Genomic DNA, 26,432 nt, shown 5'->3' on the forward strand with positions numbered 1-26,432 from the left:
CTGTTTTCAGCTCAGCCGGCCACTTTCCACCGAAAAGCTGATATCTGCCGCAGCCATGGTAGACTTGCGGTGGGAGACCAACAGCACCGTTTTGTCTTTGCACTCTGCCCGCACAGCCTTGAGGATCACGCCCTCATTCAGGCTGTCCAGATTGGAGGTAGGCTCGTCCAGAAGCAGGAAGGGTGCATCATGCAGGAAGGCACGCGCCACACCGATGCGCTGGCGCTCGCCGCCGGAAAGTGCACCGCCCAGCTCACCCACCGGGGTATCATAGCCCTTGGGCAGGCTGTGGATAAAGCCGTCCAGCGCAGCCTTTTTGCAGGCTGCTTCCACCTCTTCCCGGGTGGCATCCCGCTTTGCAATGCGGATGTTGTTCTCAATGGTATCGTCGAACAGCTCGGTCTCCTGCGTCACAAGGCTTTCCTGTTCGCGCAGGGCGGCGGTGTTCACGCGGCGGATATCCTCTGCGCCAAAGCGGATGCTGCCGCTGGACACATCCCAGAAGCGCATCAGCAGCCGCAGGAAGGTAGACTTTCCGCTGCCGGAGCGGCCGGTGATGCCCACGATCTTCTTTTCCGGAATGGTCAGGCTCAGGTCATGCAGCACCTCCTCCTTGGCATAGGCAAAGTTCACATGCTCTGCCGCAGCACCTGCAAATGCGGTGTCTGTGCCGTCGGTCACATCGGCGGTGACGGGCTGTTCGTCCAGCAGGTCCAGCACGCGGTCTGCGCTGGCGAACACCTGCGTCAGGCTGGCACCAAGGTTTGCCAGCGCCACCACCGGGCCAAAGGAGCTGAGGGCCGAAAGGGTGCACACCAGTACGCCCTCCACGCCCATTTTACCGCTCTGGTAAAGGTTCAGGCTCACACCCAGCACGGCCAGCACCGTGAGCAGGATCAAGGTGTTCGTGATGGCCACGGTCAGGCCCTCGCGGTATTTCATCGCCTTCTGCTTTTCGCCCAGCATCTCACTGTGGGCCGTGATGCCCTCGGCGCGGGCTGCGGTGTCCTGATACTGCAGGGTATCCTTCAGGCCGCGCAGGCTTTCCAGCACATAGCTGTTGGTATCGGCCAGTGCCTGACGGTACTCCCGGGCGGCACGGTCGCCGCGCTTTGCGCTCCACACCGGCAGGGCCACGCCCACCAGCAGATAGCCCGCCAACAGCACCAGCGCAGGCAGGATGTGCCAGCTGCCCACAAAGCCCGTCATGCCGATGACGCAGATGAACGCGATGCAGATGGGCGAAATGGTGTGGGCATAGAACACCTCCAGCGCTTCGATATCGGCGGTAATGAGCGAGATCAGGTCGCCGCGGTCACGGCCTTCCAGCTTTGCAGGGGTCAGACGGCGCAAGGCACCGAACACCTTATCGCGGATCAGGGCCAGCAGCTTGAAGGCGATATAGTGATTGGATGCCTGCTCTGCGTAACGCAGAACGCCGCGCAGCAGGGCAAACACCAGAATGCAGGCAAAGGCCGTGCCCACGGTCCTCACCGGGCTTGCAAGCCCCAGCGCACGCAGGATGCCAAAGCCGCCGAAGATGGTAATGAAGGTGGCGCAGAAATGGCCTGCCACACCCATCACGATCGCTGCCAGCATAACGGGCAGCATGGGCTTTACCAGTACGATCAGCCGTCCCACAATGGCAAAGGGGCTGCGATGATTGCTCTTGTTCATGCTCAGGCATCCTCCTCTTCCAGTGTTTCCAGCTGCCGCTGTGCCAGATACAGGCGGCTGTAAGCCCCCTGCTTTGCCAGCAGCTCGGCGTGGGTGCCCTGCTCGATCACCCGGCCATTGCTCATTGCATAGATGCAGTCGCTGTGCACCACGTTTGCCAGACGGTGGGAGATCAGGATGATCGTCTTTTTTCCGGCCAGACTGTGAATGGCCTGCATGATGTCGTTCTCGCTCTCGGCATCCACGTTGGAGGTAGCCTCGTCGAAGAGGTAGATGGGCGTATCATGCAGCAGGGCCCGCGCCATGGCAAGGCGCTGGCGCTGGCCGCCGGAAAGATTGCTGCCGCCCTCATGCAGAGCGGTCTGCAGGCCGTTCTGGCTGCGGCAGAAATCGGCCAGATTCACCTGTTCCAATGCCGCCCAGAGCTGTGCCTCGTCCGCGTCCGGCTTTGCCATGCGCAGGTTGCTCTCCACCGTACCTTTGAAGATGGCGGCGTTGTGGGGCACCAGCGTCAGGGTGCGCAGACGCTGTTCCTGCTGCAGCTCCTGCACCGGCACGCCGCCCAGCGTCACGCTGCCGGTATAGCCGGTGCGGCTGCCGGACAGCAGCGCCGCAATGGTGCTTTTGCCGCAGCCACTCTCACCCACCAGCGAGACAAAGCTGCCCTGTGGAATGGTAAAGGAGACATCGTTCAGGATGGTGCGATCCTTCTCGTAGCCAAAGGTGACATGCTCAAGCTTCAGAGTCGTATTCTCTCCGGGCACGCGGTCACCATCGGCAGGCTCTTCCGCTGCCAGAAGCTTGAAGATCTTCTCTGCCGAAGCGGCACCGTTCATGGCAATGTGGAAGTAGCTGCCCAGCAGCCGCAGCGGCAGGAAAAAGTCCGCCGCCAGCAGCACGATGGTCAATGTGGCGGTCAGGGTCAGCCGGCCTGCCGCAAATGCAGCCACCGCGCTGATGATGCCAAGGCCCGCACCGCCGTAAGCCATCAGGTCCATCAGTGTCACCGAGTTCAGCTGCATGGTGAGCACCTTCATGGTGATCCTGCGGAAGCGCTCGGCCTGCGCATTCATCTGCTCATGCTTCCAGCCGTCGGCCTGATAAATTTTCAGGGTGGTCAGGCCCTGAATGTTCTCAAGGAAGCTGTCGCCAAGGGTGGTGTATTCGCCCCAGTAGTTTGCCAGCAGCTTTTTGGCAAACTTCTGCACTGCCACAATGGACATGGGGATCAGCGGCACGCAGCACAGCAGGATGATGGCTGACCGTGCGTGTACACCCACCAGCAGCACAAACAGGGTAACGGGTGCCAGCAGGCTGTAAAACAGCTGCGGCAGGTATTTTGCAAAGTAGGTGTCGATCTGCTCCACACCTTCGCTGGCCAGCATCACCACCTCGCTGGTGGCCGCCGTCTCGGTGTAGTTGGGGCCAAGGCGGGCAAGCTTTGCGTAGATGCTGCTGCGCAGGGTGCGCTTGACATCCTTGGAAGCCTGATCGCTCATGGCCGATGCCAGCATGGTAAAGGCAAAGCGCATGGGCACCGTGGCAAGGCAGAGCACAAGGTTCTGCCACAGCTGTGCACTGGTCAGGCTGCCCGCAAAGGCTACGCCCACCAGCTGGGCAATGGCCCGCACAAAGATCACGTTGCACAGCATCCCCAGCCATTGGAAAGCCACATTGGCTCCCACATACCGCAGCGCACCGCGGTCAAAGGACAGCAATTTTTTGTTGATCACTGGGCTTTCTCCGTTTCTGCTTTTTCTGCATCACTGCCAAACAGACGCTCATATTCGCCGGTAAAGATGCGCTCCGGCAGTGCACTGGTCATGGCAAGGGCAGCGGTAAAGCGCTCTTCTTCGCTCAGCGGCTCACTGACCGGCGGGAAATGGGTCAGGATCGTTTTCAGCTCCCGATCCACCTGTTTTGCCACCCAGATGCCCCGGTCTGTCATATAGATTTTGCCGTAGTGCTCCTTTACGATCATGCCGCGCTCCATGAGCAGATTCATGATACGCACCACCGAGGGCTTGGTCACGCCAAGCTTTTCGGCAATGCTGCGGGAGCTGATATCCAGATGGGTCTGTGAGACTTCGTAGATCGCCAGCAGATAGCGCAGATGCGCCGACGTAAGTTCCATCCCGATCACTCTCTTTCGTTTTGATGTTACTCAAGGCTAACTTTTTTCTTTTAAAAAAAGGGCGCGAGCCGAAACTTCCAGCCCGCGCCCTTTGCGGATCATTTCAATGCTCAGTGACAGCCGCTGCAACCGCTGCAGCTGCCATTGCAGCCGCCTTCGCCGCAGCCGCTGCACCCACTGCAGCCGCCGCCATGCTTGTGGGAGTGCCATGTGATCCAGCCCACACCGCCAAACACGATGACTGCCACAATGATCGTGGGCAGATTAAAATTTGCAGCGAGGAATTCCATCATACAAAACACACCCTTTCACAATGTCATGCGGTTCGATCAGATCTTGGTCACGTCGATCTTGACCTCGTTGTCGCCAACATACTTGTTGGGACGCACCATCAGGTAGATGAAGGCCACCAGAACAACAGCAGCCACGATGGTGAAGAAGTTGAAGCCAATCTCACCGGTGATCAGGCCGCCCAGCTGGTACACCACCAGAGCGGCGCAGTAAGCCAGAGCGCACATATAACCAATGGCGATGGCGGTCCACTTGCCGTTGTTCATCTCGCGCTTGATGGCGCCCATAGCAGCGAAGCAGGGAGCGCACAGCAGGTTGAAGATCATGAAGGCGTAAGCCGACAGAGCGGTGTAGTCCTGCGCAACAGCAGCCCAGATCTCATCGCCGTTCTCAGACAGCTCGCCGCCGAAGTGATACAGAACACCGAAGGTACCAACCACGTTCTCCTTTGCGATCAGGCCGGAGACGGAAGCGACAGTTGCACGCCAGTTGCCGAAGCCCAGAGGTGCAAAGATCCATGCGACCTTGGTAGCGATCGCAGCCAGCACGGAGTTGTCCTGATCCTCGACCATGCCGAAGACACCGTTCTCGAAGCCGAAGCCCTGCAGGAACCACAGCACAACGGTAGCGGCCAGAATGACGGAGCCTGCGCGCTTGATGAAGGACCAGCCGCGCTCCCAGGTTGCACGGAACACGTTGCCCCATGCAGGCACATGGTATGCGGGCAGCTCCATCACGAAGGGAGCGGGATCACCTGCGAAGAGCTTGGTCTTCTTCAGGATCACGCCGGAGCAGATGATGGCAGCCATGCCAATGAAGTAAGCAGAGACAGCCACCAGAGAAGAACCGCCGAACATCGCACCTGCGATGAGGCCGATGATGGGCATCTTTGCGCCGCAGGGGATGAAGCAGGTGGTCATGATGGTCATGCGGCGGTCGCGCTCGTTCTCGATGGTACGGGAAGCCATAACACCGGGCACGCCGCAGCCGGTACCGACCAGCACGGGGATGAAGCTCTTACCGGACAGGCCGAACTTGCGGAAGATACGGTCCATGATGAAGGCGACACGGGACATATAGCCCACATCCTCCAGAATGGACAGCAGGAAAAACAACACCAGCATCTGGGGAACGAAGCCCAGGACTGCGCCGACACCGGCAACGATGCCGTCCATGATCAGGCCGTACAGCCAGCCTGCCACGCCGATGCTCTCCAGCAAGCCGCCCAGAGCATTGGGAACAATCTCACCGAACAGGACATCGTTGGTCCAGTCGGTGGCAAAGGTACCAATGGCCCAGCCGCCGTCTGCAATGGAGGTGCCCATGGACAGGGAGTACATCAGGAACATGACCAGTGCGAAGATGGGCAGAGCCAGAATACGGTTGGTCACGATCTGGTCGATCTTATCGGAAACGGTCAGGTGCTCCACGCGGGCCTTTTTCTTAACAGCTTTGCCCACGACGGTGTTGATATATGCATAGCGCTGGTTGGTGATGATGCTCTCAGCGTCATCGTCCATCTCAGCTTCGCAGTCCTTGATGTGCTGGTCGATGTGGTCGGTCAGGCTCTTGTCGAGCTTCAGCTCGTCCATGACCTTCTCGTCGCGCTCGAACAGCTTGACGGCATACCAGCGCAGGAAGCGGTCATCCACCTTGCCCTGAATGGACTCTTCGATGTGGGCAATGGCGTGCTCCACGCTGCCGGTGAACACATGGGGCAGCTCAGCAGCCTTGGTAGCCTTTGCAGCAGCCACAGCAGCCTTTGCAGCAGCCTCGGTGCCCTCGCCCTTCAGTGCGCTGATCTCCACCGCCTGACAGCCCAGCTCTGCGCTCAGCTTCTTCAGGTCGATCTTATCACCGTTCTTGCGCACCAGATCGATCATGTTCACAGCCATGACCACCGGGATGCCCAGCTCGATCAGCTGGGTGGTCAGGTACAGGTTACGCTCAATGTTGGTACCATCGATGATGTTCAGGATGGCATCGGGCTTCTCCTTGACCAGATAAGTACGGGAAACCACTTCTTCCAGCGTGTACGGAGACAGCGAGTAGATACCGGGCAGGTCCTGAATGATAACATCCTTATCGCCCTTCAGCTTGCCTTCCTTCTTTTCCACCGTAACGCCGGGCCAGTTGCCGACATACTGGTTGGAGCCGGTCAGATTGTTGAACAGGGTCGTTTTACCGCAGTTCGGGTTGCCGGCAAGTGCAATTTTAATGCTCATTGCTTAATCCTTCCTCCCTTTGGGATCAGACTACTTCGATCATTTCAGCATCGGCCTTGCGCACGCTCAGCTCGTAGTTGCGCACGGTCAGCTCCATGGGGTCACCCAGAGGTGCCACCTTACGGACATAGATCTCAACACCCTTGGTGATGCCCATGTCCATGATGCGGCGCTTGACCGGGCCTTCACCGTGCAGCTTTGCCACAGTAGCAGTCTCGCCGACCTTTACGTCTTTCAGAGTTTTCATACTTAACCATCCTCCTCTGCTTGTCTTTATAGAGAGACTATTCCAGTTTCGGAGCAGCTCCCAAACAGCGCCGGGGCACTGTTCAGCCAATCATGATACGGTTTGCCATGGTCTTGTCTAGCGCGATGCGGCTCTCCTTGACCTGAATGATCAGGTTGCCTGCGATCTCGTTGACGACCGTTACCTCACTGTCCACCACAAAACCCAGCTCTGCCAGATGCAGCCGGATCTCGTCCTTGCCGGTGATCTTTTTGATGGTGACGGTCTCCCCTGCTTTTGCCATTGTCAAAGGCATCATACTTCCGCTTCCCTTCCTGTTTGAATCTGGGATATCGCTGCGGTTAGTCAGCCGCAACTACCAACGTGGATAGTTTACGCTCACTAACCTTTTATGTCAATAGTTTTTTCACAATTAAAAGTTAGTTCATATGAACAAACAATTTTTCTGCCCGATTTTTTCCGTTTTTTCACCACAATCAACAACAACTAACTCAAATTATTGAATCAAAGTTAGCCATTGTTTACATTTTCTTGTTCTTTTTTGGCTGCATCTTGTAAACTATCACAAAGCTTTTTTCTCTGCCCTGCTGTGCTCTTTTGCTGCAAATGACACAGCCGCGCGGTACAGTGGCCAGTCTGCACCGCGCGGCCGCGTGTCAAAAGGAGGATTTCTTTCCTGCCAGTGCGTGGACACCAGCAGGTGCCAGGATAAAAAGAGAGTATTTGAAAAGAGAATGACAAATTTTAAGCCGCCACGGCAAGGCGGAGAATCGGTGTTCCGCTGTGGAACAGCCGCAGATAGACTGCTGTGCACTTGCTCAGCTGGTCAAAGTGCTTCTGCGCTGCATCCGGGTCGCCATAGGACTTCCAGCAGCCGCAGCAGGTAAAGTTCTTGCCGCGGTTCTCGATAAAGCCCACAACATCGCCCAGAGGATAGCCAAGGAACACCCCGATCTCATGCGGAAATTCTGCCGAACAGCACAGCTTGCGGGAAAGCTGAGTGAGCATATTGCCCACATCCGGTGCTTCGCCCGCTTCCGGCAGGCGGTAGCCCTCCTGCCGCAGAAAGCTCTGCACCTTTTCATCTGCCAGCACGGCAGCCAGCCTACTTTCGCGGTAGACATACACAAGATACCGGTGGTTGAGCACGCAGCCCTTGAGCACCCGCACACGCAGGCCCTTGGGGTTCAGCTGAGTGTTCCAGTTTTTCACCCGGCGCGCAAGGTCGGCGCAGTCGCGGGTCTCATAGCGGAACAGGCCTGCCGGTTTCAGGCTTGCCAGCACCGGGGCACACTGTTCGATCATGACCGTTTCAAAATTACGCTCCATGTCTGCGCCCTCCCGCCTTGTTTCTCCGGGCTATTGTTCCCCGGATGCGCCGTGGTTATGAGTTAGATATTTCTAACCCCGATTCCAAAAAAGAAGCAGCTTTGCGCGGAGCATTCAAGGCTTCGGCCTGCCGATCTGTTTCTTGTGGTTAGTTATTTCTAACGTGACTGTATCTTACCACAGCGGTGGGCCGTTGTCAACACTTTTCTTGAAAAAAGTTATTCGTGGCAAACCGCAGTTTTCTCCGCCTCGCTTTTTGTGCATTCTACCGTTTTGAGATACGGTATGGTATAATAAGGAAAACTCTCTCAGGCGCTAACGCGCCAGCTCCCCCGAAGGGGGAGCTCTTTATAGAGTCAGCGCATTCAAAAGCTCTCTCCTTCGGGAGAGCTGGCATTGCGCAGCAATGACTGAGAGGGTTCTATCTTATAAAAGGAGCACGCATCCATGCCACAGAACATTGCACCGCCGGGCCTGATCTCCCTTCTTGCCGCCGCACTGGCACAGCAGCCCACAAAGCCGCTGGTGCTGGCGCTGGATGGCCGCTGCGGCAGCGGCAAGACCACCCTTGCAAATACGCTGGCCCGGCAGTTTCCGGCCAGCATCACCCTGCACACCGATGATTTTTACCTGCCGCCTGCACAGCGCATCCGCGGCTGGGAGAAAACGCCCTGCGCCAATATGGACCTTGCCCGCCTGCGGGACGAAGCCCTGCGCCCAGCCTACGAGGGCCAGGCGGTGCAGTACCGTGCCTATTCCTGCCGCGAGGGTGCGTACCTGCCCGCGCGGGAGCTGGCCGCGCAGCCGCTGGTGATTTTGGAGGGCAGCTACAGCCACCACCCGCTGCTGACCGGTTACGAAACGCTGCGGGTGTTCCTGACCTACGCAAAAGAAGAGCAGACCCGCCGCCTGCAGGCGCGGGAGGGGGAGCGATATGCCAATTTTGCCGCCCGGTGGGTGCCGCTGGAGGAGGGCTATTTTGCCCAGTACCACATTGCGGAGACGGCGGATTTTGTGGTAGACACCACCCAAAGCGGGACGATTTGAAATGGCTTTCGCGCCGCCGGTAAGACCAAGGTGCCATATAGCAAAGCGGAAGAGCACCCCTTGAACCGAACAAAGCCGGACAGCTTGCGGGCTGTCCGGCTTTTGGTTTTGCTTGGTTTACAGGCTGTTACTTATTCTTGTACATATCCTGATAGTAGTTCTGGTAATCACCGCTGGTGACATGGTCCATCCACTCCTGATGGTTCAGGTACCAGTCGATGGTCAGCACGATGCCCTTTTCAAAGGGGGTCTCGGGGTACCAGCCCAGATCGTTCTTGATCTTGGTGGGGTCGATGCCATAGCGGCGGTCGTGACCCAGACGGTCGGCCACATGCTTGATGAGGTCCTCGCTGATGCCCTCGTCCTGCAGACGGTCGTGGAGCTGGTTGATGATGGTCTTGACGATGAAGATGTTGGGGCGCTCGTTGTGGCCGCCCACGTTGTACACCTCACCGATCTTGCCGCCGTTGGCTACCATGTCGATGGCCTTGCAGTGATCTTCCACATACAGCCAGTCGCGGATCTGCATACCGTCGCCGTAGACGGGCAGCTGCTTGTGGTGCTTGACGTTGTTGATCATCAGGGGGATCAGCTTCTCCGGGAACTGGTAGGGGCCGTAGTTGTTGGAGCAGCGGGTGATGTTCACGGGCATGCCGTAGGTATCGTGGAATGCCATAACGAACATATCGGCGCTGGCCTTGGAGGAAGAATAGGGGCTGTGGGGGCACAGGGGGGTGGTCTCCATAAAGTAGCCGTCCGCACCCAGTGCGCCGTACACCTCATCGGTGGACACCTGCAGGTACTTCTTGCCCTCTTTCCAAGTCTTGGCATCGGCATCATACCATGCTTCCTTGGCGCGCTGCAGCAGGTTGACGGTGCCCATCACGTTGCTCTGCACAAAAATTTCGGGGTTCTTGATGGAGCGGTCCACGTGGCTCTCGGCGGCAAAGTTGATGACGTAATCGAAATCGTACTTCTGGAACAGGCCTTCCACCAGCTCCTTGTCGCAGATATCGCCCTGCACGAACACATGGCGGGGGTCGCCCTCCACATCCTTCAGGTTTTCCAGATTGCCGGCGTAGGTCAGCTTATCCAGATTGACCAGCAGGATCTCCGGGTATTTCTTGAGCATATAATGCACAAAGTTGGAGCCAATAAAACCGGCGCAGCCGGTGATCAGATAGGTTTTCATAGGTTCAATTTCCTCTTTTCAGTCTTTCATCCCGTTGTCGCCGTCCCAGTGGGCGAAGAAGCAGGCCAGAGCGTCTCTCCAGTCGCGCACATCGTTGCCCACGGTGCAGCGCAGCATCCGGTTGTCCAGTGCGCTCCACTTGGGGCGGTCGGCGCTGTCCGGGTGCTTTGCCTTGTATTCCTCGCTGGTGCAGGGTGCCACAGCGGCATCCACGCCGGACAGGCGGATGATCTCGGACGCAAAATCATACCACGAGCAGATGCCCTCGCCGGTGCAGTGGTACAGGCCGTACTCGTGGGTCACGCACAACTGCAGGATCTCGTGGGCCAGATCCACCGCGTTGGTGGGGTTGCCGCACTGGTCATTGACCACTTCCAGCTTGCCAAACTTCTTGCCTGCGTTCACGATGGTCTTGACGAAGTTTTTGCCGTAGTAGCTGTAGAGCCACGCGGTGCGCACGATGAAGTGACGGTGGCAGAACTGCTCCACATACTTTTCGCCCATGAGCTTGGTAGAGCCATAGGCGCTGATGGGGCCGGGAATGGTGGCTTCGTCCTGTGCAACGCCGCCGTTCTCACGGCCGGAGAACACATAATCGGTGGAGACGTGTACCAGTCGTGCACCGGTCTTTTCCGCTGCCTGTGCCAGATTGCGGGGGCCGAGGGCGTTTGCCTTGAAGGCGGCATCATGGTTCACTTCGCAGCCGTCCACATTGGTGTAGGCAGCGCAGTTGATGATGACATCCGGGCGGTTGCGGCGGATGAACTCGTCCACCATTTTGTAGTTGGAGATATCCAGATCCGGCAGGTCCACGGCGATCACCGTGGCATTGAGCAGCTTTTCGGGGATGGGGCCGATCTCGCTGCGGCCTTCGCGCAGCTGCTTGAGAATCTCGGTGCCCAACTGACCCTTGCAGCCGGTAACAATGATTTTCATATGGGTATGCCTCTCTTTTGCTTAATAGCGCAGCTTGCCGTCTGCAACGTTCTTCAGGTGCTGGCCGTAAGGACTCTTGCCGTAGCGCTCAGCGCTTTCCAGCAGGGTGTCGCGGTCGATCCAGCCGTACTTGAAGGCGATCTCTTCCGGCGCACTGATCTTGATGCCCTGACGCTTCTCGATCATGCGCACAAAATCGGCTGCTTCCACCAGACTGTCCATGGTGCCGGTGTCCAGCCATGCAAAACCGCGGCCCAGCAGCTGAACATCCAGCTCGTCCTTCTTCAGATACATGTCGTTCAGGGTGGTGATCTCCAGCTCGCCGCGGGCAGAGGGCTTGACCTGCTTTGCCATCTTCACGACCTCTTTGTTATAGAAGTACAGGCCGGTGATGGCGTAGTTGGACTTGGGATGCTGAGGCTTTTCCTCCACGCTGAGCACCTTGCCGTCCTTGTCGAACTCCACGATGCCAAAGCGCTCCGGGTCCTGCACATAATAGCCAAACACGGTGCAGCGGCCTTTGTTTTCCGCATTGGCGGCGGCGGTCTTGAGGATCTTGGAGAAGCCGTTGCCGTAGAAGATGTTATCGCCCAGGATCATGGCGCAGCAGTCGTCGCCAATGAACTCTTCGCCCAGAATGAAGGCCTGTGCCAGACCGTCCGGAGAGGGCTGAACTTTATACTGCAGATGGATGCCGTACTGGCTGCCATCACCCAGCAGCGCCTCAAAGCGAGGCGTATCGGTCGGGGTGGAGATGATCAGGATGTCCTGAATGCCTGCCAGCATCAGCGTGGACAGGGGGTAATAGATCATCGGCTTGTCGTAGACCGGCAGCAGCTGCTTGCTGGTGACCATGGTCAGCGGGTAAAGCCGGGTGCCGGCACCGCCGGCAAGAATGATACCTTTCATATTTGTGCACTCCTTTAAAATAGATTGAAAAGTTGTGCAGCTGTACGCCGCCCAGACGGAAGACCGCCCGGATGACGTATGGATTCAAAGCGGAGCTGCGTCCGCTGTAAACGATTTTGGGGCTGCTCTCCCCTGCCCGGAACGGCAAAATGGGATAGCAGTTCACTTTATTTTACTATCAAATCACACAAAAAGCAAGAAAGAACGGCTTTCCCGAAAAATTTTCCGGAAAAGCCGTTCTGAAACTCCTTCAATCTCGCATTTGTTCCGCCCAAAAGGCCCCCTCTCCGAGGGGGCTGGCAACCACAGGCATTGACTGGGGGAGTTACCACGCAAAGCCCCACTTGGAGAAATAGCGCAGCAGGCTGCGCAGCTGCCACAAAAAGGGCTTCAGACTGCGGTGCGCGGCGCGGTGCCATGCATGGATGGCCGTATACTGGGGCACCAGATACGCTTTGCCCCGGGTGCGCATCTTCTGGGTGAGGTCGGCATCCTCCACGTACATGAAGTAGTCCTCGTCAAAGCCGCCCACAGCCTTGAACACCGCAGTGTCCACGGCCGAGAAGCTGCCGGTGCAGAACTCGATCTCGGTGGGTTTTGTCAGGTCTTTGTCCGCCATGAGATAGCGCTCGTTGTACTTTGCCCAGAATTTCAGGCAGGGCAGCTGGCGGTACACCATGGCCCGCACACTGCACCGGCGCAGCGGCAGGCGCTGGGGCCGCCCGTCCGGGAAGGTGAGTGCGGGCCGCGCCATCACCACGCCGGGGTGCTGTGCCATCCAGTCCGCAAGGTCACTCAGCGTATCCGCAGTGAGCTGGATATCCGGGTTCAGGATAAAGTGCACCCGGCTTTGCAGCAGGCTGAGCACCGTGTTGTGGCCGGTGCCAAAGCCGCCGTTCTCTGTGCGGCAGAGCACCTCCACCTTCTGGCCCTTGCGGATGTGCAGGGTGCCGTCCTTCGCGGCCTTTGCAAGGCACTGGCCGCTGCCGTCCGGGCTGGCGTTGTCCACCAGATACAGTGTCAGCGGGTGGCGGCGGGTGCAGTCCAGCACGGTCTGTGCCGCCCTGAGCGCTTCCTCCGCGCCGTTATAAACTACGATACAAGCAGAAAGCTCCACCGGGGTTCCTCTTTTCAATCAAAAATTCCTCATAAAGCTCGCCCTTCGGGAGAGCTGCCTGCGCAGCAGACTGAGAGGGTTTTACTCCAGCGGTTTGATGTCAAAGCTGAAGTCCTCTTTCATCAGGTCAAAGTTCGGGTTCATGCAGGGGTCGCCTGCGGCCAGCTGCTTTGCCCACCGCTTCTGGAAGCGCTCCACCTCCGAGATGAAGCGCTTGCGCTTGACCGGGTTCTCGTCCAGACCGCGGCTCTTGCTCTCGTAGTGGTACAGCTGTGCAAACGGGGTGAACACGTTGGTATAGCCCGCTTCGCGCACGCGCACGCAGAAGTCCACATCGTTGAAGGCCACAGCAAAGCTCTCGTCCAGACCGTTCACCTGCTCGTAGACGCTCCTGCGCACCATCAGGCAGGCGGCAGTGACCGCATACACATCCTGTGCATAGACCAGACGTCCCATATAGCCGGGGTGGCCCACCGGGAAGTTCTTGTGCATGTGGGCCGCAAGGGTCAAAAAGCCGAAGCCGATGCCCGCGTGCTGGATGGTGTTGTCCGGATAAAGCAGCTTTGCGCCCACGCAGCCCACACGGTCCTGCTGGGCGTACATGAGCATTTCTTCGATCCAGCGCGGAGAAATGACCTCGGTATCGTTGTTGAGCAGCAGCAGGTATTCGCCGGTGGCTTCCTTTGCGCCAAAGTTGTTCAGGGCGCTGTAGTTGAAGCCGGTGCCCTGCCATGTGATCACCTTCAGGTTCTTGTGCTCCTTCTGCAGCTTTTCATAGCAGCGGAAAGTGGCAGGCTCCCTGCTGTTGTTCTCGATGACGATGATCTCAAGATCCTCATAGGTGCTCCTGCGGTAGATGGACTCCACGCAGGTGCGCAGGTCGGAAGAATGGTCGCAGCTGGGGATCAGGATGCTGACCCGGCCCGGCTTTGTGATGGTATAGTCCGTCTTATAGAAGCCCGGCGTACCCGGGATCATGGAAACTTCATCCACCGGCACACCCACACGCTCGTAGTGAGCATACAGGGCCTTGACCGCAGCTTCCAGACAGTAGGTCTTGGCCGAAATGTTGCTTGCCACGCTGGTGGGGCTGGAGCGCCAGTAGTACAGCAGGTGCGGGATATGCACGATCTTGTGCGCCTTTTCGGTCAGGCGCAGGTAGAGGTCATAGTCCTGACTGCCGTTGTAGGCTGCACGCTCATCGCCGCCCACAGCGGCCAGCAGCTTTGCGCTGAACACGCTCAGGTGGCAGATATAGTTGTTGGAGCGCAGATTATCCAGCATATAATCCGGCTTGAAATGGTAAACGGTCAGATGGTCGATGTCGCCCTCAAAGGTCACTTCATCCGTATACACAAAGTCTGCGCCCTGTTCGGCAATGGCCTGTGCCACGTACCACAGAGCACAGGGGTGCAGGATATCATCGTGGTCCAGCAGGGCGATGAACTCGCCCGTTGCCAGCGCAAAGCCCTGATTGGTGTTGCCCGCAATGCCCTCGTTCTTTTCCAGCTTCTGGTAGCGGATGCGGGGGTCTTCCGCAGCACGGGCTGCTACGGTCTGGCCCACCGTCTCGTCCTGTCCGGCATCCACAAGGCACAGCTCCCAGTTCTGATAGGTCTGGTTCTGCACCGAGTCCAGCAGCTCCACCAGAAACTGCTGCGGCGTATTGTACAGCGGCACCACGATGCTGATGCGCGGCGCGGCGGGCTGGTCGGCCGCCTGCCTTACCAGCAGCTCTGCGCTGGCAAAGCGGTCGGCGCGCATGGTCCTGCCCGGGAACAGCTTCGCATATTCCTTTTTGGCCTTTGCCTGCGCACGCACGCCGGAAATGCCCACCCGGCGCAGCTGGCCCAGAAAGACGAACGGCGGGAAGGTGTGTGCCAGCTGACGGCCCTTGCTGACAAAGTAGCGCAGCGGCCAGCTCATCTTCCAGAAGGTGGAGCTGGTCACATTGTTCAGCGTCTTTTCCAGATCCTGCTCATGGCTGCGGCTCAGCGAAAGATCGCTGCGCAGGCGTTCCAGCTGAGCCGTCTGCTCTTCGCCGGTGCGTTCGGCCTGCTGCATCCGCTCCCGCAGTTCATCCAGCGTCATTTCATAGCCGGCCAGCAGCTGCTGCACGTCCTGCACTGCACTGCTGCGGCAGAACAGCGCGGTCTGCTGGGCTTTGCCGCGGTTCTTCCACTCAAAATCCCGGTAAAGGCCCTGTGCGGCCAGCTGCTTTGCACAGTCAGCCATGGCCGATGCATCGGTGCATACCAGCAGCACCTGTGCACACTGCAGTGCGGGCAGATCCACCCATTCCGGGTCCTCCACCACCAGCAGAGCAGCGGTGCCCTGCTCTGCATTCTCCGGCAGCAGCTGTGCGCCGGCCTTTTCCAGTGCTTCGGCCAGTGCGCCGCTGCCGCCCAGCACCTGAATGCTGGCAGGGGTCAGCTCCCGCACGATGCGCTGCGCCAGTGCACGGCAGCGCTCGGCCTGTCGTTTGGTTTCTTTTTCCTGATCCATTCCGATCTCCGCTCCTATGGAACTTTTTTATCTTAAAATGATCTCTCAAAAAATCACACGATTTATAGTATACCAAATCCGGCATGATTTGAGAAGGTTTTGCGCGCATTTCTTTGCAGTTTTCCACTGCTTACCAGTGGAACAGGCTGTGCAGCCAGCCAAAGAACCCACCGCCGGAGCTGCCGGAAGTGGAAATGCTCACACCCGTGTAGTAGTGGCTCAGGATCTCCCGGTAGCCCATGCCCTGCTCCTGTGCGTAACCCACAGCACCGCACTGGCTCATGCCCACGCCATGGCCAAATCCGTAATAGGTCATGCAGGGAGTGCCGCTTTCGTCCGCGCCAAAGTCGAAGCAGTAGCGGGAGGAAACGAACTGGCCGATATAGCGGTAGCTGCGGCCATTGGAAACAAAGGTGTTGTACTGCACAAAGCCGCCCAGATCCTTGTGGGTGGTGTCGGCGCTGACGTAGGGCTCGCCGGTGCGGCTGTCGTTATACTCTTTATAGGTATAATCTTTTCCGATGACCCGGCGCAGCTTGTTGTGGTACTGCTCCTCGTAGGGGCTCTCCACGCTCTGCAGATAGGGCACATCGGTGCCCCATGCGTCCCGGCTGGAGCAGGTGCCGTACACGCCGGTCTGGGTGTTATAGCCCGCACTGGCCGACCACACGGCGTCGCAGACGCTGCCGTTGTAGGTAAGGATCTCATTTTTCACCGGTTCCACCGCCCTGCGGATGGCTTCCCGTGCCGAGGACGGGATCTGATCCACCGGAGTGTAGATGAGCGCATTGGAAGAGGAGCCGTACTGCTTGTGGTATTCCAGATAGGAATGGATGGCCACCGCCTGCGCCTTCCACGCCTGCTGGGCGGCGCTGGCGCTGACATAGCTGCCAATGGAGCCAAGCTCCGTGTAGGTAATGCCCACAAGACAGTCCACAAGGTTCAGCGTGACATTGCGCTGCAGGCCTTTTCCCTTGATGTTGAGGTAAGGCATGGTGATGGTATCACTGGTGCCAAAGAGCCATGCAAGGCAGTTTTCCTCCTCGGCAGGGATCAAGGTCGTGTCCGCGCCACCCATAGTGGTGGCTGCCGAAGCCGCCGGGACCAGCACGCAAACGCACAGCGCTGCTGCCAGCACAAACGCCGCCGCGCGGCGCACAAACCGATGCAGATGTTTCAAAAGTGATCTCCTCCTGTTTTTTGCAGATTTCCGACCGTGTTTTTTACAGTGTAACACAGCCTGCGCCTGCGGGCAAGGACTGGACTTTCGTTTTCACATCTGGACAAAGAAGAAACCGGAGGGCCTTTCCCGTTCGGGCTGCTCTCCGGTCTGATTTATAAGGTCTCCGGCCGACGACGCATGGCATCGTCGATCTCGTTCTCGATCTCCCGCAGGCAGTCCAGCAGCACCGGATTGAACGCCCCGGCCTCGCCGGTGCAAAGCATCTGCACTGCAGCCGCGCAGGGTACCGGCGGCTGGCTTCCGCTGCCAGTGGTCAGCGTTTCGTAGGCATCCGCAAGGCCGACCACCTGTGCCGCAATGGGGATCTGTTCGCCAACCAGCTGGTCCGGGTAGCCGCTGCCGTCGTACCGCTCGTGGTGCCAGCGACAGATCTGATAGGCTACCCGCACAAAATCTTCGTCGCGGTAGGCATCCAACTCTTCCAGCATCCGTGCACCCAGCAGGGTATGCTGGCGCATGGTTTCTTCATCCTCCGGCGTGCGCGGCTCCGGGCTGTTCAGGACCTGCTCCCCGATCTCCATTTTGCCAATGTCGTGCAGCACCGAGGCCATGCTGATGGTACGGCGCATCTCCTGCGTCAGGGGGTAAGTCTCGGTCTTTTGCACCAGATGGTCCAGCAGCATTCCGGTCAGGGTGCTGATGTGCTGCACATGGGTGCGGCTCTCGCCGTTGCGGCGCTCCACCACCCGGCTCAGAATGCCGATCATCATTTGGCTGCGCTTTTCCTTTTGCGACACCTGATCCGCCACCATGGCGCTCAGGCGGCGCTGCTTTGCATACATGCGGATGGTGTTGGTAATGCGCTGATACACCACCCTTGCATCAAAGGGGCGGCTGATATAATCGGACGCACCCAGATCAAAGGCGCGGCGCACCGTGTCCACATTGTCCTCGCTGGAGATCATGATGACCGGGATCTCTTCCAGCATTCCGCGCTGGCTCATGGCTTCCAGCACGGTAAAGCCGTCAATGCCGGTCATGTGGACATCCAGCAGCACAACGGAGATGCCGGTGGGGTTCTGTTCCAGCAGGCGCAGGCAGTCCTCGCCGGAAGCCGCTTCGGCAGTGTCGAACTGGCTGTTCAGCATCTGGCTGAGCAGCATCCGGTTCATGGCCGAGTCGTCCACGATGAGCACACTCTGGCGGCTGTGGGTGGGCTGCAGGGCGTGCGGCTCCGGCTGACGCTCGGTGATCACGGTGTTTTTCTGGATGCGTGCATAGTGCATCAGCCGTTCCGCGTGCTGCACCGCATCGTCCACATTTTCGTCGTCGATCCACACACCGCCAATGCTGGCCGACATGCGGATGCGGGAGTAGCCCGGCACGCTGGCCGCCTGCAGCTGCAGACGGATTTGTTCCAGACGCGGGCTGAGCTGTTCCTGCCGGATGTCCGGCAGCAGCAAAAGCAGCCTGCCGCCGTCGTAGCGGATCAGGCGGTCTTTTTCCGAAAGGCCGCGCCGGATGGTGCTTACCGCCGTTTCCAGCACGCTGTTGCCTGCACCGGAGCCGTAAACATCGTTGGAGAACTTCAGATCGTCCATATCCAGCATCGCCACACCAGCGGTAATACTGCGGTAGCGGTAGTTCTCATCATAATAGGTGCGGTTGTAGGCACCGGTCAGCGGGTCGCGGTAGCGCTTTTCCCGCTCGTCGGTAATGCTGTTGAGCAGCCGCTCACCGTTTTCCGGGTCCAACAGAACGCTGCGGTCGATCTTGCGGGTCAGCTCCAGCACACAGAGTTGGCCATCCACCTGCACACAGCTGGCCGTGATCTCGTACAGCTCCTGCCCAAAGTATTCCAGCCTTGTTTTCCGGGTGTTCTTTTCCAGCGCCTGCCTTGCCACGCAGTTTTCACACGGACGGCTGCGCCGCCACTGGGCATAGCAGGGCGCGCTGCCCTTTTTGCCGCCCTGCACCTCGTCCGCCTTCATCAGGCGCACCGTCATGAACACCTTGCGGAGCTGGCGCATTTCCTCTTCCATCTGCTGGCGTGTTCTGTTTTTCTTGCTCATCATCGCATATCCCCCGCTGCAAAACCGCGCGTTTTGGGCCGCACGGCATTCCTTCACGAATAACATTATACTATTTTTTACCAGAATACGTCAATCTTCACCCCTTGCAGCCCGCGGTGCGGAATGTGTCGTTTTGATCCTGTAAAATCAACGTAAACTCTTTATTTTTGTCAAATTTCCTCATCAGACACCGTACTGTGCCGCACAAAGCGACGCAAATTGGGGAGTGCAGTTTTCCGGCCGTCTGCTGCCCGCTCTGCCCGGGAACAGTCCACGTGTTTCCGCCGGAAACTCAGTCTTGATTTTGTGCGCAGAATCCGCTATAATAGTAACGTTCTTTTGAATTGCATATCAGCCGGTGTGTCGGAATGGCAGACGAGGGGGACTCAAAATCCGCTTCGTGACTTTTCGTGTCTGTGCGAGAAATTCACGAGTGTTCGTTGAATTTTGAAAGTTTGTCGGAGCGGGATTTCTTACATCCCTCCTGAACATCCCTCCAATCTTCAGAAACCGGTACTAATGTCCCAAAATTGAATATAAGCCGATGTGGCGGAATGGCAGACGCAAACGACTCAAAATCCGCTTCGTGATTTTTCGTGTCTGTGCAAGAAATCCACGAGTATTCGTTGAATTTTGAAAGTTTGTTGAAGCAGGATTTCTTACATCCCTCCTGAACATCCCTCCAATCTTCAGAAACCGGTACTAATGTCCCAAAATTGAATATAAGCCGATGTGGCGGAATGGCAGACGCAAACGACTCAAAATCGTTCGGGAAACCATGTGGGTTCGAGTCCCACCATCGGCACTCCATCATAAAACAGCTTAGAATCGAAAGATTTTGGGCTGTTTTTCTTTTTCTGCTCAGTTTCTTATACTTTGGTGTTTTCTGGGAAGATATTGACGATTGCATTCGCCGAGGACACCTTACTGGAGAAATCCAGATGTGTATAAATGTTGCTTGTTGTGCTGATGTCACTGTGACCGAGCCACTCCTGAATCTCCTTCAGGCTCACGCCATTGGCATAGAGCAGACTGGCACAACTATGGCGCAGATCGTGAAAGCGGATACGCTTCATCTGGTGTGCGACCAGAAAATCCGGGAAATGCTGGCTCAGGAAATCGGGCCGAATCCGCTTTCCCATCGGGTCTACATAGATATAGTCAAGATAATCGGTGCAATAGCTTTTGCCGCAGACCTTCCGATTCTGCTCCTGCTCCTTTTTCATTTTATTGAGCATCTGCTCACAGGCAGGGATCAGGGGAAGTGTCCGGCAGCTCGACTTTGTTTTTGTCTTATCTCGTGCGATCTCTGTTAGCGTTCCGTTGACCTTTGCGGTCACAACCGTATGCTGAATGCTGATTTTCTTGTTCTCGAAGTCAATGGCATCCCATTTCAAACCAACAATTTCACTGCGCCGCAGCCCGTAGAATGCAGCCATGATGACGCCAAACTCCGAAGGGTCACCTTGAATCACCTTGAAAAGTTGCTCCAGTTCTTCACCGCTGTAAATCTCCGACTTGAACTTTTCCTTACGAGGACGTTCAACGCGATCTGCCGGGTTGGAACGGATCATGCCGATTTGAAAAGCATACTGTAGGCATTTGCGGATGTTGGCGTGATAGTGAATGACGGTGTTTGCCGTAAGGCCACGATCCAACTCATGCTGGTAGAAGTCTTGGATGTATTTGGGATGCTGTTCCATATCCTGCAATGTATAGTGGAGCGGTTCAAAATATGGGACGATCTTGTGAACGATTGCTCTTTCATAGCTGGTATAGGTTGTGATTTCCACGCGTGACTTCATCATTTTCAACCAGTCCGTGATGAAGTCGGTGAAAAGCACCGGGGAGTTATCAAGGCAAGGGTCAACTTCTTTGATGGGGCTGACCTTCAGCCAATTATTGTCAACGGCATATTGCAGGGCATCGGTCAACTCCTTGTGCCAATCCAGAAGCTGCTGTACACTGGCCTCCTCCTGCTGACGCTCATAGCGGAAGAACGTTTCCAGATCGCGCGGAGAGAGTGCTTTCAGTGACAGATGCTTCTTTTCAAAGTACGGGAGGATGACCTTCCCTAAGTCGTAGGCATACCGTCCATAGATTTCCGGCGAAAGTGTCATTACACTTTCGCGCAGCCAGCGGTTCAGATATTCCGATACCGGCAGGTCGGAAACCTGCTGCATCGTTTCAGGGTTAAACTCTTTTTGTGTTTTACGCAACAGAGATTCAGCTCTTTTTTTGTTTCCTTTAACAGGAAGTCCTGTGCTGATGGATTTGGTTCTGCGCTTTCCATCTGTGTCTTTCCAGCTCAGAATCATCTGATACATACCGTTTTGTTCTCTTAAATGTCCGGCCACATTTGTCATAGTTATGCTCCTTTCTGTTCGCAGCCAAACGTCCTTTGCTTAGGCATCATAAGTTTAGAAGATTCTGGAGTGTTTTGCAAGGATGGCACAAGGGAGTTTGAAAGGTGCATCCCTCCAAGTTGCCGATCCTGATCGAGCAGGTACTCTACCACGCAGAGTTTTGGTATCTTATAGCTGCGTCCTACACGCGCCGAGTGGATCTTATTCTGCTTGACCAACAGATACGCATTCTTCCGGCAGATGCCAAGCATTTCCTGAAGATGCTCCACCGTCACCACATCCGGGTAGTCCTTGAACATCGTCAGATACCTCTCCGTCTTTCGGTCAGGCTCTTCCTGAATCAAAGTGCAGGCTGCGATCTCGCTCATTCCTGTCCTCTCTTTCTAGTTCAATATGTCGATTATTCAGCAAAAAATACTATATGTAAAGTGTGATGGTCTTTTTCGGGGACCATCTCACTTGCCAAAGGAGATATTTGAGCTTAGAACTTCATCGGCAGTGCGTCTTTCCTGCACTTGCCGTTGTAGGTGGTGTAGATGGGGTAAACGTACCGCCGCCAGCCCGGAAGCTTGGCGGGGTTATCCCGGCTGATACGGTAGAGTTCCATGGGGTGGACGCTGCCCAGCGCACGGACAAGCCGCTCCGCACTGTACTGCCCATGATACAGCTGCACAAAGTACATCACGCCCCGCAGGACAGCCGCCCGGAAGGAATCCGGTCTACCCTCCCACGCTTCCACGATGTGCCGCAGAGCTTCGCAGTAGATTTCTTCGCCCAGCTGGTCGTACAGCTTCAGCGCCGTGCCCACGCAGCTGATGCGGTAGTCGCTCAGCTGCATACTGTCGTAGTTGAGGGAAAGCCCCACCCGGTTGGTGGCTGCGACAAACGCCTTGGAAGGCGCATCGCCGCCCACCACCTTGGCGCGCAGCTTGATGCCCGCCGACAGGGGTGCGGCGTGACCGTTCTGCTCGGCAAAGAGCAGGGCTTCCTGCTCCATCGTCAGACCGGTGTAGACCTTGCAGAGGATCGGGCGGTCCTCGCCGCCGTTGAGGAGAATGCAGCCCTCGATGGTGTGCTGCCCATCCATTACATAGTACCTGCCGTTGCGGAAGCTGACCTTCGGCTCGTTAACGATGTACTCGTTGAAGTCCCTTGCAATCAGCTCCACCCGCTTGCGCTCTACGCCCCGCTGGTAGATCTCGCGGGGATAGATCAGCTTGCTGCTGTGGATGACCATGAGCTGGTACGGCGGGTTGATACCAATGAAAGTATTGTTGTCGTTCAGGCGCATCGCATTTCCTCCTTGATTCTCCAAATGTACTTCTCGGCTTCCTCTAAGATCTCAGCCACCTGTTGCTTACGCTTCGGGACGGTGAGCAGGCTGGGATTGAAGGTGAAGCTGTATTCGAGCCGCTGGATCATGGCATGAACCGCGGATTGCAACTCGGTGTACAGCATCATTTCCTCGATGCTTCCGGCGTTCTCAAAGGACGACCGGATGGGCGTATAGGGGTAAACAGGCGGTTTGCCGTCCACCACCTCAGGCGGCGCGTAAACCGCCGTAGAGCGTCGGATAGGCTCTATCTGCTGGATGCTGCCCATCGGGTTCAGCGCAAGGCTGATGCGAACTGCATCATCCACCCGGCGCATCTCCTCTGGGGTCAGATGCCCCAGATACTTCAGTGCCCGGCTCTTGTCGATGGTGAAGATCTGCTCTGCCTGCACAACGGACGGCATATTCAACCCTGCGTTTTCCAACAGGCAGTGGGTCGGCTGGTTTACTTTCTTTTCCGCCTTGCTTGTCATGGTCGCAACGATCAGGGTCGGAGAGTGGTAATTGCCCACGTCATTCTGAAGAATGACCGCCGGGCGGTCACCGTGCTGTTCCGAGCCGGTGCTCGCCCCGAAATGAGTGAAGAAGATGTCTCCGCGTTGGAATTTCCAGTTTTGCTGCAAAATTGTACCTCCATGTTGTTATGTGCAAAGCCCGCTGCCGGATGTTCCGCAACGAGCTTCGTTCAAGGTATGGTGGTATGGTTGGGTCAGCGGTGCATGACCACATAATCATAGCCGCGCCGCATCTGGCAGACGGTGCATGTGTCCATGCTCCGGTCTGGGCTGGGTACAAGCGCGATTTTGAAAGCCTTTGCATCCACAAAGTGCCGCAGACAGGTACCGCAGAGAGTTCGGATGGACTTGACCATCTCAGGGGTCAGCTCCATCTCCTCGTAGATCTCCTGCTCGCGCACCGTGGGGTTCAACTCGTCCATAAAAGTGTCCTCCTATGTATCAAAAGTGAATATTCGGATAAAGAATAAATAAGAGTACGTAAAAAAACGGGAACTGCCGGATGCGTGGAACGTACCCGACAGTTCCCGGATCAATATGATTAAAGGTCTCGCATATTCGCCCTCGGCTCCCTGCGAGTGGGGCATGAACATCTGGCAGCGGACTTGTACCGCTTCATTGGCATTTCAGCCACCCCGTCTGCTTTGTGACCGGGCCGCGAATTACGGAAGTATCATTATCGGAGTACCAGATGACGGAACTATTCAGTTTTCAAGGTCCCTGAGGTCGGACGTTTCGCCCTGCGGCAGGTGCCGCTTGGGAAATTGTCCTCTCACTTGGTAGCCGACGAGAAAGGTCAATTCGTAGCATTGAAATTGAAGTTTTTCAAAAATTTAGTAATTCTCTTGATTTTGATACTAATAGTGGGCCGAGATACGCCGTAGACTTTAGAAATTTCAGTGATGTCGTATCCCTCGTAAGCGTACATGGTGATGATTTCCAAATCTTCGGTTTTCAAAGTTTCGAGTGCAGTAAGCAACTGCTCGTTCTCAATCTCACCAATCCATGCAAAACGGCTTTTAGTTTCGTGGTAAGTATCTGTCACGGTAATCGCATCCTGATAGCGTAGCATCAAAGGCGACGCTTCTTCCTCAGAGCTTTCATACGCAGGAGCGGTGAATTCCTGCGTCCGCTCGATAAAGGTACGCTCCGAATTGAATTGCTGACGGTCATAATCGTACATCTTCTGGATGGCCTCTTTCGTCATTCCCGCAGCTGCGTACTCGATGCGCAACTTTTCCCAGTGTGCTTCAAACTTCTTCAACTCATAGCCTTTATTAAAAGACATCGTAAACCTCCAAATTTTCGATAAGTCGTAAAAAGTCGAAAATTTGGAAGGCTACGGATATTTCGCCGCTTGGGGCATCCATGAAAAACGGACAAACATAAAGCCTGCTCCTTTTTACGGGAGCAGGCTACCTGAAGGCTAAAAAAATAGCCGGACAACCAACTAACAGAGCGGTTCTAAAGCAGAATCACTCTATCAGCTGTTGCCCGGCTATTTGGTGCGCGTTTCATACATTGCCTTGCGGCAATGGCCCGTTGCTCGGTGACGAACAGTCCATATTCAGGGTGCAATGCACCCGATTTTTGAAATTGTGGTTTGTCTAAAAAAGTCAGCGTCTGCGGTAGGCTAAGTCAACTGTTGCTATGTTACCGCACTTGAGGCACTTTATGCTGATAGAGCCTGAACAGCTCTCGTTTTTTTGGTAGAGCTTGTGTCCGCAAACCGGACAAAACCTCCAGCCAATGCTGAATTGTGCCTGCTGTATATTGTTCAGCGGTTTACTCTTAAAAGAGCGATTATTTGACCAAGTCATATTATTCTCCAAATCGAATGACGTCCAATGGATGGCAGTGGATGGGTTTTCCGTTGATGACCTGCATCTGCTGTAATCTGATCCTGATCGCAGACCACGATACCCCGATCCGTGCAGCCATCTCCAGAATTCTTTCATAGTTCGGGTCCGATGCGGATTTGTACAGGATTCCATTTGGCAGGCACAGCGCTGCACGTTCTATTTCGGCGTTGACCAGAAATGTTGGCATCAGCAGCTCCGCTGCAAGGGTATTCGCCTGCCATTCTTCCCATGAGGGCTGTCCGTTTCGTTCCCGATAGGCAATGTGCCCACGGCACTTGACTGCTTTTCCGTAGTCGTTCGGAAACAGGTCAGCCAGTATATGGTGCGCCGCTTCATGCGCTATCGTGAAATTCCGGCATCCGGTGCAGCTGTCTGACGCAAGGGCGGAATCGATTACAACGTCCTTCGGCATGAACACCTCCACAAGCTTTGTCCCGTCCCCCAAGGTTACGGTAAAACCGCATTTCTGGAAAACAGTCAGTCCTAGAATACTTCCATCGCTGCATAGCGGCAGCATTTTCACATTCAGCCCAAGAACAGAACTTGCGAGCCGTTCAGGGTCAATGGGTTCTGGGTCATCTTTACTGATCCCGAAACGGGTATAGTACTGGTCGATATACTTACCCGCTATGTGCGAAAGATCTGCGCGGGATAAGTATCTTGCCATTACGAAGCACAGCTTTCCGGCACGGAGCAGTAGGCTTCCACGAACCACTTGCCCCGTTCAAGCCAAAGATTCCGCTTCTGACCGCAGATCAGGCAGGTGAAGCAGTGACCTTTTCCGCCTAGGTGTGATGTCCCATGTTTGACTGCCAAGACACGATCAATTCCATAAGTGTGAGCCTTGTCATAGTTTATGGCAAGAGGGCGGATCTTACCGTCAGGAGTAAAACGAACGTCCACTTCGACGTATCTTTTCTCACGGCGAAGGTTGTAATCACCACACATCAGAATTCCTCCTTTTTGCGGATTTATCAAAACACGGCGTGCATTACTTGCGAATCATACTGCGTGCCACGAGCTGTTTTTCGTTCAACAGCGGAACGGACACTGTATGTTTTTTCCACTCATCCATAGAGCAGGTCACTGCTTTGCACAGACGGCATTTTGTCCAGCCACCGGTTTCATCAAGATCCACATCATAATTCATGGTTCCGCACATTGGACATCTTACATTTTCTTTTCTCATAGTATCACCTCGCAAAAAAACGCCAAACAAACACAATCCCATACGAAAATAACACCAAAAGGCTGTTATTTGTGGATTTGGTTTGATTATACACCCACTTTATGGAGATGTCAATTACGTATTTGTCGCCATTTTAGAGATTTCCTGTTGATTTCTTATATTTTCTATACTATAATAGAGCTACCGGATCACAAAGGAGTGTTCTTGTTATGAAAAAGAAAACCACGCTCACCAAAATGCACATAGCCCCATCCACAGTGCGCTATGATGCAGTCGCTGCGAGGGATAGCAATGAGGTTGGTC

At 56.0% G+C, this 26,432-nt stretch carries 25 protein-coding genes and 1 tRNA gene; 2 read left to right on the forward strand and 24 right to left on the reverse strand.

The features are described 5' to 3' along the window. Positions 1-6: 6 nt before the first annotated feature. The 8 genes from GKG34_RS03605 to GKG34_RS03640 all read right to left on the reverse strand — a co-directional run bounded on the left by GKG34_RS03605 (position 7) and on the right by GKG34_RS03640 (position 7,903). Positions 7-1,677, reverse strand: a complete 1,671-nt coding sequence (locus tag GKG34_RS03605; RefSeq protein ID WP_154255618.1) for an ABC transporter ATP-binding protein — start codon at positions 1,675-1,677, stop codon at positions 7-9. A 2-nt stretch (positions 1,678-1,679) separates the two neighbouring features. Beyond that, positions 1,680-3,410, reverse strand: a complete 1,731-nt coding sequence (locus GKG34_RS03610) for an ABC transporter ATP-binding protein/permease (RefSeq protein WP_347563418.1) — start codon at positions 3,408-3,410, stop codon at positions 1,680-1,682. Then, complete coding sequence (locus tag GKG34_RS03615; protein WP_005944549.1) at positions 3,407-3,811, reverse strand: MarR family transcriptional regulator; 405 nt, start codon at positions 3,809-3,811, stop codon at positions 3,407-3,409. Before GKG34_RS03615 ends, GKG34_RS03610 begins: the two co-directional genes overlap by 4 nt. Positions 3,812-3,921: 110 nt before the next feature. After that, a complete protein-coding gene (locus GKG34_RS03620; RefSeq protein WP_044954063.1) occupies positions 3,922-4,104 on the reverse strand; it encodes a FeoB-associated Cys-rich membrane protein in 183 nt (60 codons plus the stop codon). Between the two features lie 36 nt (positions 4,105-4,140). Continuing rightward, positions 4,141-6,327 (reverse strand): ferrous iron transport protein B, encoded by a 2,187-nt coding sequence (gene feoB, locus GKG34_RS03625; RefSeq protein ID WP_005944552.1) that lies wholly within the window; start codon positions 6,325-6,327, stop codon positions 4,141-4,143. A gap of 25 nt (positions 6,328-6,352) precedes the next feature. Then, positions 6,353-6,574: a FeoA family protein gene (locus GKG34_RS03630; protein WP_005944554.1), complete on the reverse strand. Its 222-nt coding sequence runs from the start codon at positions 6,572-6,574 to the stop codon at positions 6,353-6,355. 82 nt (positions 6,575-6,656) lie between these two features. Then, the gene (locus GKG34_RS03635; RefSeq protein WP_005944556.1) at positions 6,657-6,872 is read right to left on the reverse strand and encodes a FeoA family protein; all 216 of its coding nucleotides are present in this window, start codon (positions 6,870-6,872) and stop codon (positions 6,657-6,659) included. 446 nt (positions 6,873-7,318) lie between these two features. Then, on the reverse strand, positions 7,319-7,903 hold the full coding sequence (locus tag GKG34_RS03640; protein ID WP_005944560.1) for a DUF3793 family protein: 585 nt from the start codon (positions 7,901-7,903) through the stop codon (positions 7,319-7,321). 447 nt (positions 7,904-8,350) lie between these two features. Between GKG34_RS03640 and GKG34_RS03645 the strand changes: the two genes are divergently transcribed. After that, entirely contained in the window at positions 8,351-8,950 is a 600-nt protein-coding gene (locus GKG34_RS03645) for a hypothetical protein (RefSeq protein ID WP_005944562.1), read from the forward strand. Between the two features lie 127 nt (positions 8,951-9,077). Here GKG34_RS03645 and rfbB read toward each other — a convergent pair whose 3' ends face one another. From rfbB to GKG34_RS03680, 7 genes are all read right to left on the reverse strand, one after another. Beyond that, positions 9,078-10,142 carry a dTDP-glucose 4,6-dehydratase gene (gene rfbB / locus GKG34_RS03650; RefSeq protein WP_005944564.1) on the reverse strand — a complete coding sequence of 355 codons (1,065 nt, stop codon included), beginning with the start codon at positions 10,140-10,142 and terminating at the stop codon, positions 9,078-9,080. Positions 10,143-10,160: 18 nt separating this feature from the next. Beyond that, positions 10,161-11,078 (reverse strand): dTDP-4-dehydrorhamnose reductase, encoded by a 918-nt coding sequence (rfbD, locus tag GKG34_RS03655; protein ID WP_154255619.1) that lies wholly within the window; start codon positions 11,076-11,078, stop codon positions 10,161-10,163. A gap of 21 nt (positions 11,079-11,099) precedes the next feature. Then, the gene (gene rfbA, locus GKG34_RS03660; RefSeq protein ID WP_005944568.1) at positions 11,100-11,987 is read right to left on the reverse strand and encodes a glucose-1-phosphate thymidylyltransferase RfbA; all 888 of its coding nucleotides are present in this window, start codon (positions 11,985-11,987) and stop codon (positions 11,100-11,102) included. A 325-nt stretch (positions 11,988-12,312) separates the two neighbouring features. Further along, complete coding sequence (locus GKG34_RS03665; RefSeq protein WP_154255620.1) at positions 12,313-13,122, reverse strand: glycosyltransferase; 810 nt, start codon at positions 13,120-13,122, stop codon at positions 12,313-12,315. 63 nt (positions 13,123-13,185) lie between these two features. Then, positions 13,186-15,609, reverse strand: coding sequence for a glycosyltransferase (locus GKG34_RS03670; RefSeq protein WP_154255621.1), 2,424 nt, complete (start codon positions 15,607-15,609; stop codon positions 13,186-13,188). A gap of 130 nt (positions 15,610-15,739) precedes the next feature. Then, the gene (locus GKG34_RS03675) at positions 15,740-16,789 is read right to left on the reverse strand and encodes a SpoIID/LytB domain-containing protein (RefSeq protein ID WP_154255622.1); all 1,050 of its coding nucleotides are present in this window, start codon (positions 16,787-16,789) and stop codon (positions 15,740-15,742) included. A 155-nt stretch (positions 16,790-16,944) separates the two neighbouring features. Then, positions 16,945-18,867, reverse strand: a complete 1,923-nt coding sequence (locus GKG34_RS03680) for an HD domain-containing phosphohydrolase (RefSeq protein WP_173015217.1) — start codon at positions 18,865-18,867, stop codon at positions 16,945-16,947. A gap of 723 nt (positions 18,868-19,590) precedes the next feature. Between GKG34_RS03680 and GKG34_RS03685 the strand changes: the two genes are divergently transcribed. Continuing rightward, positions 19,591-19,669 (forward strand) — tRNA-Leu (locus tag GKG34_RS03685). A 64-nt stretch (positions 19,670-19,733) separates the two neighbouring features. Here the strand turns inward: GKG34_RS03685 and GKG34_RS03690 are convergent. From GKG34_RS03690 to GKG34_RS03730, 9 genes are all read right to left on the reverse strand, one after another. Next, positions 19,734-21,230 (reverse strand): site-specific integrase, encoded by a 1,497-nt coding sequence (locus GKG34_RS03690; RefSeq protein WP_154255624.1) that lies wholly within the window; start codon positions 21,228-21,230, stop codon positions 19,734-19,736. Between the two features lie 2 nt (positions 21,231-21,232). Beyond that, entirely contained in the window at positions 21,233-21,598 is a 366-nt protein-coding gene (locus GKG34_RS03695; protein ID WP_113993110.1) for a helix-turn-helix domain-containing protein, read from the reverse strand. 113 nt (positions 21,599-21,711) lie between these two features. Next, positions 21,712-22,521 carry a DUF6551 family protein gene (locus tag GKG34_RS03700; RefSeq protein WP_154255625.1) on the reverse strand — a complete coding sequence of 270 codons (810 nt, stop codon included), beginning with the start codon at positions 22,519-22,521 and terminating at the stop codon, positions 21,712-21,714. Beyond that, positions 22,512-23,186 carry a type II toxin-antitoxin system PemK/MazF family toxin gene (locus GKG34_RS03705; protein WP_098924522.1) on the reverse strand — a complete coding sequence of 225 codons (675 nt, stop codon included), beginning with the start codon at positions 23,184-23,186 and terminating at the stop codon, positions 22,512-22,514. The genes GKG34_RS03700 and GKG34_RS03705 overlap by 10 nt, the downstream gene beginning before the upstream one ends. An 86-nt stretch (positions 23,187-23,272) precedes the next feature. Further along, the gene (locus GKG34_RS03710) at positions 23,273-23,500 is read right to left on the reverse strand and encodes a hypothetical protein (RefSeq protein WP_097775161.1); all 228 of its coding nucleotides are present in this window, start codon (positions 23,498-23,500) and stop codon (positions 23,273-23,275) included. Positions 23,501-23,874: 374 nt separating this feature from the next. Beyond that, positions 23,875-24,366, reverse strand: coding sequence for a sigma-70 family RNA polymerase sigma factor (locus GKG34_RS03715; RefSeq protein WP_015565818.1), 492 nt, complete (start codon positions 24,364-24,366; stop codon positions 23,875-23,877). A gap of 533 nt (positions 24,367-24,899) precedes the next feature. Continuing rightward, on the reverse strand, positions 24,900-25,607 hold the full coding sequence (locus GKG34_RS03720; RefSeq protein ID WP_097784816.1) for an ImmA/IrrE family metallo-endopeptidase: 708 nt from the start codon (positions 25,605-25,607) through the stop codon (positions 24,900-24,902). Further along, positions 25,607-25,888 carry a hypothetical protein gene (locus GKG34_RS03725; protein WP_117948569.1) on the reverse strand — a complete coding sequence of 94 codons (282 nt, stop codon included), beginning with the start codon at positions 25,886-25,888 and terminating at the stop codon, positions 25,607-25,609. The genes GKG34_RS03720 and GKG34_RS03725 overlap by 1 nt, the downstream gene beginning before the upstream one ends. Positions 25,889-25,931: 43 nt before the next feature. Beyond that, a complete protein-coding gene (locus GKG34_RS03730; RefSeq protein WP_097775157.1) occupies positions 25,932-26,129 on the reverse strand; it encodes a hypothetical protein in 198 nt (65 codons plus the stop codon). Between the last annotated feature and the right edge of the window lie 303 nt (positions 26,130-26,432).

It is taken from the genome of Faecalibacterium sp. BIOML-A4 (assembly GCF_009679665.1).
GTDB classification, from domain to species: Bacteria; Bacillota; Clostridia; order Oscillospirales; family Ruminococcaceae; genus Faecalibacterium; species Faecalibacterium taiwanense.

What these genes read in the sequence shown, in the direction of transcription:
- GKG34_RS03620 (WP_044954063.1), bottom strand. Translation starts at nt 4,104, where the DNA reads ATGATGGAATTCCTCGCTGCAAATTTTAATCTGCCCACGATCATTGTG.
- GKG34_RS03680 (WP_173015217.1), bottom strand. Translation starts at nt 18,867, where the DNA reads ATGATGAGCAAGAAAAACAGAACACGCCAGCAGATGGAAGAGGAAATG.
- GKG34_RS03630 (WP_005944554.1), bottom strand. Translation starts at nt 6,574, where the DNA reads ATGAAAACTCTGAAAGACGTAAAGGTCGGCGAGACTGCTACTGTGGCA.
- GKG34_RS03730 (WP_097775157.1), bottom strand. Translation starts at nt 26,129, where the DNA reads ATGAGAAAAGAAAATGTAAGATGTCCAATGTGCGGAACCATGAATTAT.
- rfbA (WP_005944568.1), bottom strand. Translation starts at nt 11,987, where the DNA reads ATGAAAGGTATCATTCTTGCCGGCGGTGCCGGCACCCGGCTTTACCCG.
- GKG34_RS03640 (WP_005944560.1), bottom strand. Translation starts at nt 7,903, where the DNA reads ATGGAGCGTAATTTTGAAACGGTCATGATCGAACAGTGTGCCCCGGTG.
- GKG34_RS03615 (WP_005944549.1), bottom strand. Translation starts at nt 3,811, where the DNA reads ATGGAACTTACGTCGGCGCATCTGCGCTATCTGCTGGCGATCTACGAA.
- GKG34_RS03635 (WP_005944556.1), bottom strand. Translation starts at nt 6,872, where the DNA reads ATGATGCCTTTGACAATGGCAAAAGCAGGGGAGACCGTCACCATCAAA.
- GKG34_RS03700 (WP_154255625.1), bottom strand. Translation starts at nt 22,521, where the DNA reads ATGCGCCTGAACGACAACAATACTTTCATTGGTATCAACCCGCCGTAC.
- GKG34_RS03670 (WP_154255621.1), bottom strand. Translation starts at nt 15,609, where the DNA reads ATGGATCAGGAAAAAGAAACCAAACGACAGGCCGAGCGCTGCCGTGCA.
- GKG34_RS03710 (WP_097775161.1), bottom strand. Translation starts at nt 23,500, where the DNA reads ATGGACGAGTTGAACCCCACGGTGCGCGAGCAGGAGATCTACGAGGAG.
- GKG34_RS03605 (WP_154255618.1), bottom strand. Translation starts at nt 1,677, where the DNA reads ATGAACAAGAGCAATCATCGCAGCCCCTTTGCCATTGTGGGACGGCTG.
- rfbB (WP_005944564.1), bottom strand. Translation starts at nt 10,142, where the DNA reads ATGAAAACCTATCTGATCACCGGCTGCGCCGGTTTTATTGGCTCCAAC.
- GKG34_RS03690 (WP_154255624.1), bottom strand. Translation starts at nt 21,230, where the DNA reads ATGACAAATGTGGCCGGACATTTAAGAGAACAAAACGGTATGTATCAG.
- GKG34_RS03645 (WP_005944562.1), top strand. Translation starts at nt 8,351, where the DNA reads ATGCCACAGAACATTGCACCGCCGGGCCTGATCTCCCTTCTTGCCGCC.
- GKG34_RS03725 (WP_117948569.1), bottom strand. Translation starts at nt 25,888, where the DNA reads ATGTGTGGTGATTACAACCTTCGCCGTGAGAAAAGATACGTCGAAGTG.
- GKG34_RS03695 (WP_113993110.1), bottom strand. Translation starts at nt 21,598, where the DNA reads ATGAGCGAGATCGCAGCCTGCACTTTGATTCAGGAAGAGCCTGACCGA.
- GKG34_RS03720 (WP_097784816.1), bottom strand. Translation starts at nt 25,607, where the DNA reads ATGGCAAGATACTTATCCCGCGCAGATCTTTCGCACATAGCGGGTAAG.
- rfbD (WP_154255619.1), bottom strand. Translation starts at nt 11,078, where the DNA reads ATGAAAATCATTGTTACCGGCTGCAAGGGTCAGTTGGGCACCGAGATT.
- feoB (WP_005944552.1), bottom strand. Translation starts at nt 6,327, where the DNA reads ATGAGCATTAAAATTGCACTTGCCGGCAACCCGAACTGCGGTAAAACG.
- GKG34_RS03715 (WP_015565818.1), bottom strand. Translation starts at nt 24,366, where the DNA reads ATGTCTTTTAATAAAGGCTATGAGTTGAAGAAGTTTGAAGCACACTGG.